Below are 14,339 nucleotides of genomic sequence, written 5' to 3' on the forward strand. Positions count from 1 at the left end.
CTTCTTTATCGAAGCAAGTTAAATAAATGATCTGCTGTTTTTGTGATGACAGTGGCATCCTTCAATGTTTCTGAAATAAATAACGCTCCTTCAAGATTTGTAATAAAAAGTGATGCCACCTCATCAATCTGAATCGTATTTCTGAATTCCCCGTTCTCTACACCTTGTTTCAGTAATAGAGAAACTTTCTTTTGTAATCCTGTAAAAAAAAGACCTATTTTTTCTTTTATTTGCGTGGCCTGTACAGGACTTTGAATATAAAGAGTAATAAATGGACAGCCTCCCTGATACTCTCTCGACTGGACGCCTTGTGATAATTGCTTTAAAAACATTTGGATACGATCTTCAACTGAAAATTGGGTCTGAGATATTACGTCGTCTATTGCAGATTGATACATATCAATCCAATAATCAACGACCCCTTCTAATAATTCCTCCTTGTTAGAAAAGTGATAATACACATTCGACTTTGATACTTTGCTTACACGTACCAATTCATCCATACTTGTATAAGCAAACCCTTTTTCCAAAAATAATGTTGCAGCTACTTCAAGTACACGTTTTTGATTCATTAATTTTGCCTTTGTCATAATTAGAACTATACAGTACTAATTTGAATGTTGCAAGTATTTATGTTTGTTTAGAGAAAAGTTTGATTCCATTAGAAAATATGATGGCTTAATGATGATGTGATTGGAGAGATGGACCTGACTACATGATCTAGATTAATCTGTCGTTCCATCATGATGTGAGTAAGAGCCATTTGTTGAGGATAAACACTGTATACTTCTGCACACCCACATATAAAAAACACAACGCCATGAAGGCTTTTCATTAACAAGTGGTGTGACTCGAAAATAAATTCCCTCAAAAAGCGTTGTGCATCAATGTTTTTTATTAACCAATAGAGCCTTCCATTTCAAACTTGATTAAATTTGCTCATAATGGCACGAATAGATCTGCAACAAAACCGGTCAAACCTTTGATATAAAGGCATTTTTTCAAATGGTTTAAAATGGATTGTAATATCAAGTTGGCACGGGCTTGGCTCGAATAAGGCACGGAAATTAACTTATAAAACCAAGTAGGGAGGGTTAATAACTTAGAACTCACAGTCTACGCTGTGGGCTCTTCCCCTTCCAAAAAGGTACCATAATACATCTACTTGATCAGCTGTCTGCAATGAGGCAGCATTTCTTCTATCTTTAAGACAATCCGCCTTTGTTCTTCTAGTGGAGGGAGTGGGGCAACATAATTTGTAATTGTATCTGTACCAACTCTTTGTTGTCCTGCGGTTCCTGTCATCTTGGATACACAAGTTGAAACGAAGGTAGGACTTTTAATAAACCACAGGAAAAACTCCAAGCAGATATCATTGTAGGCTCTTAGTACATGAAGCTCTGTCGTACCAGCTCCTACACCATTCTCAAGATTTAACATTATTGCAGATTTTAAGTTTTGAAAACAGGGAGTTATCTTTGCCATCACTATATCACCCTCTCTAAAATGCGTGTAGCCTTTCTTCACTTCACCCCAAGACTTGGTTTCATATGAAAATTCACTTCTATATCCATCTTCTATTAATGTCATTGGAATAAAGGATACAGTAGTATCATCATTGACAGTATTTCGAGGATTAATTTCAAAAATATCTCCAAGTCTAATCCATTTCCAATTCTCAGGGATATCATATGGAATCTCATCTTCTGTAATTCTCATGAGTTTTTTAGGTTTTTTAGCTTTACCTTCTTTAACTAACACTTTCTTTTCTTCTTGAATCTGCTGATATAGTTCTTCAGCAGTCCCCTCTTCTTCACGCTGTTCAACCAGCTTGCCTTGGATTGCATATTGTAAAATTGATTTCTGCATATCATTTGGGAACCTTTTGTTGAGCTCCTCTACTTCTGTGTAGGCTTTATCGTATTTCTCCACATAAGGCAATAGTTCTTCTATCTTTGCTACGATACGTTTTTGTTCTTCTACTGGAGGAATAGGAATTAATCTAGGTCTCATATTTACCATTGATACGTGTACCATTGTTGAGCCAGTTGTAGATTTTTTTATTATTGTTACATCCTGTAATAAGAACCAATACAAATAGTCTCTATAAAATATTTGGCTATCGAAATCAATTTTCCAAATATGGTAGTGAAAAATCGTTTTATCTCCATCCCAGATCTTAGGACCAAAAGATGCAGACCAAGCATAAAGCAAGTCCCCATTATTGCAATACTTGGAATCCTCAAGTTCCATGTCAGAATAATACCAACTATTGTTAGTGAAAAAATTTCCTACCCTTAAAACTTTATATTTCCCTTTATCTTTTAATTCTTCTTTCTTATAAGCCCTACCATTTATGAAATCTATAACATTCCCCATTCTCGCCCATTCCCAAGTCTGAGGTATATCAAATGGTATCTCATCATCTTTTATCGATGGCAAGGTTTTTTGTTTCTTGATTTTCCCCTCTTTAATAAGTTGTTTCTTCTCAGCCTCTTTCTTTTCTAATAATTCCTTTGCAGTACCTTCTTCTTCTCTATGCTCAACCAGTTTTCCTTGAATCGCAAGTTGAAGAATACTGTTTTTTAAATCTTGTGCATTCATTTAATTACCTCCAAGCATAGAAGTAATCTGTTCTAATACATGATCGATTTTTGCATTAAGAGAAGCTCGCTTTTCTTGGTACTGTTGAATCAAATCCATTGGCTCCAAGATTACTTCTTCCTCATGAGGGAAGCCACATAAGTCAATGTTATAGCTTCTTTCTACTATCTGACTGATTGTATATTTCTTGGCTTTAGGGAAGCCTTCAACTTCGATTTCCTGTCTGTTATCCCACCATACTAGTGCTTCATTAAAGTGTTCCAGTTTCATCGGTCTAGTCTTTGAGAAGTTCTTAAAACCTTCTGGCATATCCACACGATAGAACCATGTTTCATTTGTCGGTTCAGTATTGTCAAAAAACAAGATATTCGTTCTAATAGATGTATAAGGCGCAAAAACGCTATTAGGCATCCTTATAACTGTATGAAGATTAAATTCACTGAATAATTTCTTCTTGATATTGATTTTAGCATTATCAGTTCCAAACAGGAATCCATCCGGAATGATAACTGCTGCTCGACCATTTTTCTTCAGTCGATACATGATCATATTCATAAATAAATCTGCTGTTTCAGAACTTCTTAGCTCCATTGGGAAGTTGACTTTGACACTCTCTTTTTCACTACCGCCATATGGTGGGTTCATTAGAATTACATCAAATGACTCCATTTTACGAAGCTCTTTATAATCTGTTTCTAATGCATTTCCATGAAGAATATTAGGATCATCAATATCATGAATCAGCATATTGGTCACACACAGCATGTGCGGCAATGCTTTCTTTTCAATTCCATACACAGAATTGTTATAGATTTTTCTATTTTCAAGAGAGTTACCAACCTGTTTATCCAGGACAGATAACGCAGATGTCAAGAAGCCCCCAGTACCACAGGCGAAGTCCCCAATTTTTTCCCCTAATACCGGTTTAACCACTTCTACCATAAAGTCTGTGACCGCTCTTGGTGTATAAAACTCACCTGCATTTCCTGCACTCTGTAAATCCTTTAGGAACGATTCGTAGATTGCACCGAATTCATGGCGCTCTTTATATTCTGTGAAATCAATTTCATCAATGATATTGATAACTTGACGAAGCAATACTCCATCTTTTTGATAGTTGTTAGCATCTTCAAATGCTGTTTTTACGATGATTTGACTCATCGGTGTTTCTTCATCAATTTCTAGTTTCTTAAGGGTAGGAAACAGCGTGTTATTCACGAAATCCAGTAAAGCATCACCGGTCAGTGCCTCACCGTCTTTTCGATCTACTGCCCAATCTCTCCACTTTAAACCTTCTGGGATGATCGACTTGTAGTTGTCATCATAAATCTCCCACGTTTCTTCTTTTGCATCATATATTTTTAAGAACAGAATCCACACGATTTGCTCGATTCTTTGGGCATCTCCATTAACACCCGAGTCATTCCGCATAACATCTTGAATTCTCTTGACAAAATTACTAATCGCCATTTCAAATACCTACCTTGTCTACAATTGTGTGTTTTACTTATGCGTAATAAATTTCATTTTCTAATTCTTTAACTGCCTTGAGATAGGCTTCTTTTCCACCAAAGGCTTCGACTATTTTCATCGGACTGCCAATTTTAGCAAACTCCTTAAGCTGAAGTACCTTAGTATCTTCAATTTCTTTAATGCCATCATTGGCATACTTATCAAGCAACGCTTCAATGACCTGCTGAGCAGTATCGGAATATTTGTACAGATAGTGACGTTTCTTCACATTCTCTGCTCTCTCTTTTTTTGTTAGCGGTGGTTTATCGTAAGCCAAGTGACAAATGAGGTCAAAATCATCTAGCTCCGTTTTGCCCAATTCTTCTCTAATTGCATCAAGCAGTACACCACTCTCTTGTAATTCATCAATTATCGCTTGCTTTTTCTCTGCTTCTGTCCAAGTTCTCAAGAAATCATCCAGCCTTGCATATTGCTCTAGGATGTTTTTCTTTGTGTAGTCAGTCAAACTTTCAGTGATGAGCTTCCCATCCTTATCGACATATTGGACTCTCTCTGAAAGAACCCTAACAGTAACATCGCCTATATAATATTTGCGAGGCTTATCTTCACCCTCATCATTAAAAGGTGGTGTGTCTCCAGTTCCATACTCCCCCTTATCTTCTTTAACACCATCATTACCATCATCTTCCCCCATGCCTTCTTCGCCTTCATCTGTCGGTGTGCCTGGTTCATCCACGGGATCATTTCCATCAAGTTCAATAACCACTTCCGGTCTACCATCAAAAGCAGGATCAGCAAAGAGACGGCTCGAATTACGAAAGTCCATAATGGTAAAGTAGGTCTTACCGTATTCTTCAAGAAGTCTTGTACCACGACCAATAATCTGCTTAAATTCAGTCATGCTATTGATGTTATTTTCTAAAACAATCAACTTACACATTTTCGCATCAACACCGGTCGTCATAAGCTTACTTGTTACTGCAATAACCGGATAAGGGCTTTCTTCATCAATAAAATGTTCCAGTTGGGCTTTTCCTTCTTCATTATCCCCAGTAATACGCATGATGTATTTATGATTTTCCGCATACATGTCTTTATTCTCATTGATAAGTGCTTGTCTCATACGCTCGGCGTGTTCAATGTCCACACAAAATACGATGGTTTTACTAAAGCGATCGGTTTTCTTTAAGAACTCTGTGATTTTAGATGCTATAACTCGTGTGCGATCATCAATTACGAGAGATCGTTCAAAATCTTTTGCATTGTACTCTCGATCCTCAATTTCATAGCCATATTTATCAACCTTCCCTACTTCCGGTCGATAACCTTCTAAATCTTTATCAAGACCAATTCTGATGACTTTATAAGGCGCCAAGAAGCCATCATTGATTCCTTGTTTTAAAGAGTACTCATAAATAGGCTCACCAAAGTAAGTCTGGCTTGAAGCTTCTTTGGTTTCGATTGGTGTTGCTGTACAACCAATGTGAGTAGCCGATGAAAAATAATCTAGAACCTTTCTCCATGCTGATTCTTCTTTTGCACTTCCTCTGTGGCACTCATCGATCACAATTAAATCAAAAAAATTCGGCTGGAACTGACGGAATGTTTCTTCTCCATCGTCACCCGTAAGTTGCTGATACAGAGCTAAATAAATCTCGTAGGAACTATCAAGATCTTTATTCTTCACCTTTGTCATTTTCCCACTAAAAGGCTTGAAGTCTCCCGAAATAGTCTGATCGACCAGTACATTGCGGTCTGCTAAGAAAAGAATCCTTTTCTTTAAACCAGATTTCCACAACCTATAGATAATTTGGAACGTCATATAGGTCTTACCGGTACCTGTGGCACTCACTAAAAGCACACGGTCTTGTCCTTTGGCAACCGCATCAACTGTTCGATTGATTGCAACTCTTTGATAATATCTAGGTGTTTTATAATTAGGCACATAATAATAAGGCTCTAAGATAACCTTTTCTTCAGCCTCATTGATGTTTTTATCCATTAAATATCTTTGGTATAATTCTTCTGGCGATGGGAACTCTTCCAGTCCTAGTTCTCTTACCTCACCAGTAATCAAGTTCTGCTCGACAAAGGCATCCCCATTAGAAGCGTAGACATAAAATATATCCAATGCTTTGGCATATTCGATCCCTTGCTGCAAACCAGCTCCTATCGGATGATTATTATCTTTGGCTTCTATGACTGCTAAAGGAAAATTATTTTTGTAAAAAAGTACATAGTCCGCTCTTTTCTTTTTTCCTCTAGCAGTTACATTTCCACGAAGTATGATTCTACCAGCCGTAAAGGCGTATTCAAGTCGAACTTGCTTTTTTATGTCCCAGCCCGCATTAGTGATTGCTGGTGTAATATATCTTGCTTTGATATCTTCCTCAGACAAATTTCTCTTCCCCATAAGCTTCAGCCCCTTACCCTATTTTTCGCAAATCGTTTATTCTATTTCAAATTCCAAAATGTCTCCAATGTTGCATTCGAGGCACTTGCAAATTTTATATAAGCTTTCAAGGTTTACAGGTTTGCATTTTCCAAGGCGAGCTAATATGTTGTAAGTGATTCCAGCCTGCTCCTTCAACTCCGTTTTATTCATTTTCTTGTCAATCAAGAGTTTCCACAACTTATTATAGCTTATAACCATACCAAGTCCTCCTTAGCTATGTAAAAAAAAGACAACTTCATTATAGCACATCATCAAACGAAAAAAGGAGAAAACCTTACAATAGTGCAAGGCGATAAACTAAACTATAGCCTGAAACTGTCAAATTGAACCTGACGTAATACTGAATTTAAAAAGTTTAAGATAAAACAAAATGAATTGATATTAAGGAATCCAAAATTCCCCAAAATGGAAACTGTATTATATTCCAAAATTATAACGGTGATTATTTTATACCTTCTATCATCCGAGAAGCAATGCAGTATTATTGTACAAAAGCGGGGTTGAATATAAAGGCACAAATGGTTTCTACATGCTGTACTAGGTGTAAGCCTTAAATATATATCAAATCGCTTAGGGCATAAAACCATCAAAGCAACGGCAGATACTTATCTTGATGTTACTGAAAAAATAGAAGAAGACGAACTTCAAAAGTTCGCCTCCTACACTCAAAGATTAAATTAAATCGGCACGCCGCCAATTTTACACTTTTTAAAAAATGCTCAAACCTTTGATATATAAAGGTTTTTTCTTTATTAACCAATAGAACCTTCCATCTCAAACTTAATCAAACGGTTCATTTCAACTGCGTATTCCATTGGCAATTCTTTTGTGAATGGCTCGATGAAGCCCATGACGATCATTTCTGTTGCTTCTTCTTCAGAAATTCCGCGGCTCATCAAGTAGAAGAGCTGTTCTTCTGATACTTTTGATACTTTTGCTTCGTGCTCTAATGAAATGTTGTCGTTTAAGATTTCATTGTAAGGGATCGTATCAGATGTTGATTTGTTATCCATGATAAGTGTATCACACTCGATGTTTGAGCGTGCACCCTCTGCTTTGCGTCCGAAGTGAACGATTCCGCGGTATGTGACTTTACCGCCTTGTTTGGAAATCGATTTCGATACGATTGTTGAAGATGTGTTTGGTGCAAGGTGAATCATCTTCGCACCTGCATCTTGGTGCTGACCTTTACCTGCTAGGGCAATACTTAATGTCATACCACGAGCACCTTCACCTTTTAGGATGACCGCTGGGTATTTCATTGTCAGCTTAGAACCGATGTTTCCATCAATCCATTCCATTGTTGCATTCTCTTCACATACTGTACGTTTTGTCACAAGGTTGAAGACGTTGTTTGCCCAGTTTTGAATCGTTGTATAACGGCAGTAGCCGCCTTTTTTGACGATGATTTCAACAACCGCACTGTGAAGTGAGTTTGTTGTGTAAACTGGTGCTGTACAGCCTTCTACGTAATGCACATGTGCGCCTTCGTCAACGATGATCAGTGTACGTTCGAACTGACCCATGTTTTCAGAGTTGATACGGAAGTATGCTTGAAGTGGAGTATCTACTTTTACGCCTTTTGGTACGTAGATAAATGAACCACCAGACCATACAGCCGAGTTAAGCGCAGCAAATTTGTTGTCAGTCGGAGGAATGACTTTTGCCCAGTGCTCACGGAAGATGTCTTCGTTCTCTTTTAATGCGCTGTCTGTATCTTTAAACACAATTCCTAGATCTTCAAGGTCCTGCTTCATGTTATGATACACAACTTCAGATTCATACTGAGCAGATACACCAGCTAAATATTTTTGCTCTGCTTCTGGGATACCAAGCTTATCAAAGGTTTGTTTGATTTCTTCTGGTACTTCATCCCAAGAACGCTCAGAGCGCTCTGATGGCTTTACGTAGTACGTAATTTCATCAAAGTTTAATGCATTTAAATCTCCGCCCCATTGTGGCATCGGCATGTTGTAAAAGTGCTCAAGAGATTTCAAACGGAAGTCGAGCATCCACTGAGGCTCTTCTTTCATACGAGAAATTTCTTCAACGATCTCTTTTGTCAGTCCGCGCTCTGAACGGAAAATGGAAACGTCTTTATCAGAAAAGCCGTATTTATATTCACCAACATCTGGCATTTTTTTAGCCATCCATTTTCACTCCAATCTTATGATTTGCCGTTATCTTCGGCAGATGCGCCTTTTTCAAGCGCCTTCCAGGATAATGTTGCACATTTGATGCGGGCAGGGAATTTTGCCACTCCCTGCAGCGCCTCAATGTCACCAAGATCAATGGAATCGTCGTATTCTTTTCCTAGCATCATATCGGAGAAAATCTGAGACATTTTCAAAGCTGTTTCAATATCTTTCCCTTTAATCGCCTGCGTCATCATAGAGGCAGATGCCATCGAAATCGAGCATCCTTCTCCTTCAAATTTCGCATCCGTGACTTTTTCGTCTTCGATTTTCATCGTAAGACGAATGCGGTCACCACACGTTGGGTTGTTCATATCGACGACAATGCTGTCGTTTAGTACACCTTTGTTTCTCGGATTTTTATAATGATCCATAATCACTTGTCTGTACAGTGTATCTAAGTTTACATTAAAAGACATTCGTAAAATACTCCTTTGTCTTACGGAGCGCTGCAATGAGTAGATCAATCTCTTCTTCTGTATTATACAGATAGAAGCTTGCTCTTGCAGTCGCTGATACACCAAGCCATTTCATGAGCGGCTGTGCACAGTGGTGTCCAGCACGAATGGCGACACCTTCCGTATCCAGAACAGTTGATGCATCATGCGGATGGACGTCGTCTAAGTTAAACGTCACAAGCCCAGCTCGGTGCTGCGGTCCATAAACAGTCGCACCGTCAAGCTCTTTAAAGCGCTCAAGCGCGTAAGTCGCAAGCTGATGCTCGTAACGGCTGACTTCCTCCATACCAATGTCATTTAAGAAGTCAATTGCTTTTCCTAGTCCAACTGCTCCAGCAATAATCGGTGTTCCCGCTTCAAATTTCCACGGCAGCTCTTTCCATGTAGAATCATATAGATCCACAAAGTCGATCATTTCACCGCCAAACTCAGCAGGCTCCATATTATTCAAAAGGTCCTTCTTCCCGTAAAGCACACCGATGCCAGTCGGTCCACACATTTTATGCCCAGAGAATGCGAAAAAGTCACAATCTAGATCCTGAACATCAATTTGCATGTGCGGGGTGCTTTGCGCACCGTCGACGACAATGATTGCCCCATGATCGTGGGCAATTTTGGCGATCTCTTTAATCGGGTTGATGGTTCCTAATACGTTTGAGACATGTGTGACTGCGACAATTTTCGTTTGATGTGTGATCGTTTGCTTCACATCTTCAAGCGATAGCGTGCCGTCTTCCTGTAACGGAATGTATTTCAATGTGGCGCCAGTTGCTTTTGCTGCTTGCTGCCAAGGGATGATATTCGCATGATGCTCCATATGCGTAATGACAATCTCATCGCCTTCTTTGAGGTTTGCTCTAGCATAGCTGATCGCCACTGTGTTTAGTGCAGTTGTTGTACCTCTAGTAAAAATAATCTCCTGGACAGATGAAGCACGGATGAATGCACGAACTTTCTCTCTCGCACCCTCGTATGCGTCCGTTGCTCTTGTGCCAAGGGTATGAACACCCCGGTGGACGTTCGAGTTGTAAGACCGGTAATACTCATTCATTGCATCAATGACCACTCTTGGTTTTTGAGAAGTCGCTGCACTGTCCAAATACACCAAATCATGTCCGTTCACTTGCTGATGAAGGATTGGAAATTGCTCACGAACGTCTTTGATATTCATTATTTTACTTTCCTTTCAATCACAGAAATCAGCTGCTTTTTAACTCCTTCAATCGGCAGTTCTTTCACAACTGGATTTAAGAAGCCATAAATCACAAGTCTTTCTGCATCTTCTTTGGAAATCCCGCGGCTCATGAGGTAGTACAATTGAATTGGATCAACACGTCCAACAGAAGCGGCGTGCCCTGCTGTCACATCATCTTCATCAATTAAAAGAATTGGGTTTGCGTCACCGCGTGCTTTCTCACTCAGCATGAGGACACGTGATTCCTGCTCTGCATTTGACTTTGTTGCGCCATGCTCGATTTTGCCAATTCCGTTAAAGATAGAAGATGCTTGATCCTTCATCACACCATGCTTCAAGATATACCCTTCAGAGTTTTTACCGAAGTGGATGATGCTTGTTGTGAAGTTTTCTGTTTGGTTTCCTCGGCCGACAACAACTGATTTCGTATCACCGAATGTACCGTCGCCCATCAGTTTTGTGATGTTTTCAGATACGACGTCTCCATCATTCATCAAGCCAAGCGCCCATTCGATTTTACTGTCACGGCCATTTGCCATACCGCGTCTGTTTACATATACTGTGACTCCTTCTGCAAGGTTATCTACAGCACCGTATGTGACGCGGGCGTTAGCGCCTGTGAACACTTCAGAAACGATATTGAAGATCGCTTCTTTCGGTTTTGCTGTACTGATGTAGTTTTCTACATATGTCACAGCACTATGATCGTCTGCTACAACGATGACATGGTTGAACAAAGTCGTTTCATCATTTTCATGAAGATAAACAGCTTGAATTGGTGCTTCAAGCTCTACGTTTTTCGGTACATAGAGGAAAGCTCCGCCATTCACTAAAGCAGCATGTAAAGCTGTTAGTTTATGCTCATCCACTTTCACTGCATCTGTCATGAAGTATTGTTTCACTAAATCTCCATGCTCACGAATCGCTGTATGAAGATCAGTGAAGATCACACCTTTGTCTTTTGCTTCAGCTGAAAGAGACAAATAGGCCGGCGTTTGATCACGCTGAATGTAAACTGTCTTATCTGTGTCCTCTAAATCAATCAGAGATTTCACTTCTTCTGGAAGCTCTTCTAATGATCCAAATGGCGCACTTTCGACTGTATGCTGTTTGAATTTCGTTAAATTCCATTTTGAAATATTCGTTTTGTCAGGCTTTGGCATTGGGAGGTCTTCTGCTTTTTCAAGAGCCTGTAAGCGAAGGGAGCTCATCCATGCCGGTTCCTGATGCTTCTCGGAGAAGCTTTTGACATAATCTTGATCAACTGATAATTTCGTTTCTAATGTCATCAATAATCCTCCTAACGCTTACGCTTCTTGACCAACGGTTTCGTCTTCAATTCCTAACTCTTTTTTAATCCAATCATAGCCTTCTGCTTCTAGACGCTGCGCGAGTTCTGGTCCGCCAGATTTCACGATACGACCTTGCATCATGACATGAACGTGATCTGGTGTGATGTAGTTCAGCAGGCGCTGATAGTGAGTGATCATTAAGCAGCCGAAGCTTTCGCCGCGCATTTTGTTAATTCCTTTAGAAACAACTTTCAAGGCATCGATATCAAGACCAGAATCGATTTCGTCAAGGATGGCGATCTTTGGTTCAATCATCATTAATTGAAGAATTTCGTTGCGTTTTTTCTCCCCGCCTGAGAAACCTTCGTTTAGGTAGCGCTGTGCCATATCTGGGTCCATTTCAAGGAACTCCATGTTTTCGTCCATTTTGCGGATGAATTTCATAAGAGAGATTTCATCGCCTTCTTCTCTGCGTGCGTTAATTGCAGAACGAAGGAAGTCAGCATTTGTAACACCGCTGATTTCAGATGGGTATTGCATCGCAAGGAAAAGACCAGCTTGAGCGCGCTCATCTACTTCCATTTCAAGGACATCTTCGCCATCAAGCAAGATGCTCCCTTTTGTTACTTCATATTTAGGGTGACCCATTATTGCAGCAGATAAAGTAGATTTACCTGTTCCGTTTGGTCCCATTACTGCGTGGAATTCTCCACCTTTTATCTCGAGGTTTACACCCTTTAAGATTTCTTTCCCTTCAATCTCAACGTGCAAGTCCTTAATTGTTAATGTCGAAGCAGTCATATATCGATACCTCCAAAATAATCATTATTCTCAATTTATTCTCATTCTAATTTTATAACAAATTAAAACTGAATACAACACATTCACGATAAGCGTGAGAGGATGCTCTCAAAATTCTAACAAAAAAAGCAGGTAGATAAAAGGATTTATGTCGAAAAGACTGTTTTCATAAAGAAAGGGCGGGAAACTGTTCTCCCCGCCCCTCAGCTATTATTAGCCTCTTATATTCATTTTTGCGAGCTGTCTTTTCTCATCTCGATAGGACTGCTCTCGTTTATATTCCACTTTCATCCTTAAGTCATGGTCTCTTTCGTACTCTGCATAGCTCATGCCATGAGCTTGATGCATGGCCTTTTCCATCTCGGCGGTATAGTCCAATCCCAGTGTACTATGGTCCGAACAAATAATAAACCATTCCCTTCCTTGAGTGTAGCTTTATTGTAGCAAACGAATGCGGCTTCACTCAAAAGGGATATGACACCTTATGCTGGCATATTTTCTCACACAATCGGATGAGAAGCGCTCAACTCCCTGAGATGGAAAAATACCGAGTTTTGCTTCCCTTAATGCGTCTGTCCTCCAAATTCATCAATACATTGCTGAACGACAGTGATTCCTTGGCTAAGTGCTGCCCCGCCGCCAAAAGCTGCCGCCACGCTGACAACCTCCAGCAAATTCTCTTCTGTCGCCCCTTGATCGAGCGCTCCTTTTGTATGATAAATCATGCAGTATTCATCCTGCGCATGAATACTGATACCGAGGGCAATCATTTGTTTTTCCTTTTGCGTTAATGAATCGCTTTGGAAGCACTGCTCCGTAAATTCATTGAATTTCTTTCCAAACACCGGCATTTTCTTCTGGAATTCACCCATTGCGGTTTTATAATCAGTCAGTGATTGCTGCATGGATCCGCTCATATGCTGTTCATTCATCTTGATTCCATCCCTTCAGGTCATTTGTACGTTTTTATTATGAGCGAGATTTGAAAAAATACACAAAAAACCTCGCTTTGATAGAAGCGAGGTTAAAATGTTGTTATTCAGATACAGGCAATACTGCACCGTCATATTTTTTGTCGATGAATTCTTTGATTTTATCAGAGTGAAGAACTTCCATTAATGTCTTGATCTTATCTGATTTTTCGTCACCTTTGCGAACCGCAACGATGTTTGCATATGGGTTGTTCTTTGTTTGCTCAAGTTCAATTGAATCTTTTTTCGGATTCAATTTATTTTGGATCGCATAGTTTACGTTGATAAATACAGCATCGCCTTCACTGTTTTCATAAGCTTTCGCAGTTAATTCAGGCGCGATTTTTTTGAATTTTAGGTTCTTTGGGTTTTCTTTAATGTTCTTTACTGTTGCGTTAATTGTATCAACCTTCGGATCAAGCTTGATGACACCAGCATTTTGCAGCAGGGCAAGCATACGGCCTTGTTCAGCTACGTTGTTTGTCATGATGATTGTGCCGCCGTTTGGAATATCTTTTACAGATTTGTATTTCTTAGAGTAGATACCGAAAGGCTCAAGGTGAACCGCACCAGCACTCACTAGGTTATAATCTTTGTTTGATTTATTTTCTTCGTTTAAGTAAGGGATATGTTGGAAAAAGTTCGCATCCACTTCTTTTTCAGCTAACGCTTTGTTGTACATTTTATAATCGCTAAGCACTTTCACTTTTAAATCGTAGCCTTTTTCTTTTAGAAGTGGTTTTGCTTCTTCAAGAATTTCGGCATGAGGCGTTTTTGAAGCGGCAACCGTAATGGTTTTGCTTTCACTTGCGTTATTAGATGAACCGCACGCAGCTAAAATACCTGCAAATGCTAGAAATAGTGCACTTAAAATCAATTTCTTCATGAATAAATC

The 14,339-nt window shown here is 39.4% G+C and carries 13 protein-coding genes; all 13 read right to left on the reverse strand.

Annotated features, from left to right (window positions below):
* Positions 1–5 precede the first annotated feature (5 nt).
* The 13 genes from NSS65_RS15675 to metQ all read right to left on the reverse strand — a co-directional run bounded on the left by NSS65_RS15675 (position 6) and on the right by metQ (position 14,330).
* On the reverse strand, positions 6–572 hold the full coding sequence (locus NSS65_RS15675; RefSeq protein WP_202738631.1) for a TetR/AcrR family transcriptional regulator: 567 nt from the start codon (positions 570–572) through the stop codon (positions 6–8).
* A gap of 589 nt (positions 573–1,161) precedes the next feature.
* A complete protein-coding gene (locus NSS65_RS15680) occupies positions 1,162–2,604 on the reverse strand; it encodes a restriction endonuclease subunit S (protein ID WP_056765839.1) in 1,443 nt (480 codons plus the stop codon).
* Positions 2,605–4,074: a class I SAM-dependent DNA methyltransferase gene (locus NSS65_RS15685; RefSeq protein ID WP_056765837.1), complete on the reverse strand. Its 1,470-nt coding sequence runs from the start codon at positions 4,072–4,074 to the stop codon at positions 2,605–2,607.
* Between the two features lie 37 nt (positions 4,075–4,111).
* Positions 4,112–6,490 (reverse strand): DEAD/DEAH box helicase family protein, encoded by a 2,379-nt coding sequence (locus NSS65_RS15690; protein ID WP_056765835.1) that lies wholly within the window; start codon positions 6,488–6,490, stop codon positions 4,112–4,114.
* Positions 6,491–6,526: 36 nt separating this feature from the next.
* Positions 6,527–6,730, reverse strand: coding sequence for a helix-turn-helix domain-containing protein (locus tag NSS65_RS15695; RefSeq protein ID WP_056765833.1), 204 nt, complete (start codon positions 6,728–6,730; stop codon positions 6,527–6,529).
* A gap of 554 nt (positions 6,731–7,284) precedes the next feature.
* Positions 7,285–8,682 (reverse strand): Fe-S cluster assembly protein SufB, encoded by a 1,398-nt coding sequence (gene sufB / locus NSS65_RS15700; RefSeq protein ID WP_007500362.1) that lies wholly within the window; start codon positions 8,680–8,682, stop codon positions 7,285–7,287.
* 17 nt (positions 8,683–8,699) lie between these two features.
* Positions 8,700–9,146, reverse strand: coding sequence for a Fe-S cluster assembly sulfur transfer protein SufU (sufU, locus tag NSS65_RS15705; RefSeq protein WP_012011181.1), 447 nt, complete (start codon positions 9,144–9,146; stop codon positions 8,700–8,702).
* Positions 9,136–10,356 carry a cysteine desulfurase gene (locus NSS65_RS15710; RefSeq protein WP_041107713.1) on the reverse strand — a complete coding sequence of 407 codons (1,221 nt, stop codon included), beginning with the start codon at positions 10,354–10,356 and terminating at the stop codon, positions 9,136–9,138. Before NSS65_RS15710 ends, sufU begins: the two co-directional genes overlap by 11 nt.
* A complete protein-coding gene (gene sufD, locus NSS65_RS15715; RefSeq protein ID WP_326135293.1) occupies positions 10,356–11,669 on the reverse strand; it encodes a Fe-S cluster assembly protein SufD in 1,314 nt (437 codons plus the stop codon). The genes NSS65_RS15710 and sufD overlap by 1 nt, the downstream gene beginning before the upstream one ends.
* A gap of 18 nt (positions 11,670–11,687) precedes the next feature.
* The gene (gene sufC, locus NSS65_RS15720) at positions 11,688–12,473 is read right to left on the reverse strand and encodes a Fe-S cluster assembly ATPase SufC (RefSeq protein ID WP_007500355.1); all 786 of its coding nucleotides are present in this window, start codon (positions 12,471–12,473) and stop codon (positions 11,688–11,690) included.
* A 213-nt stretch (positions 12,474–12,686) separates the two neighbouring features.
* Positions 12,687–12,821: a hypothetical protein gene (locus NSS65_RS15725; protein WP_254965641.1), complete on the reverse strand. Its 135-nt coding sequence runs from the start codon at positions 12,819–12,821 to the stop codon at positions 12,687–12,689.
* A 215-nt stretch (positions 12,822–13,036) separates the two neighbouring features.
* Entirely contained in the window at positions 13,037–13,405 is a 369-nt protein-coding gene (locus NSS65_RS15730) for a carboxymuconolactone decarboxylase family protein (RefSeq protein WP_003212803.1), read from the reverse strand.
* Positions 13,406–13,508: 103 nt separating this feature from the next.
* Positions 13,509–14,330, reverse strand: coding sequence for a methionine ABC transporter substrate-binding lipoprotein MetQ (metQ, locus tag NSS65_RS15735; protein ID WP_024426003.1), 822 nt, complete (start codon positions 14,328–14,330; stop codon positions 13,509–13,511).
* Positions 14,331–14,339 lie beyond the last annotated feature (9 nt).

This window comes from Bacillus sp. FSL K6-1006, from assembly GCF_038593175.1.
Taxonomy (GTDB): Bacteria; Bacillota; Bacilli; order Bacillales; family Bacillaceae; genus Bacillus; species Bacillus safensis.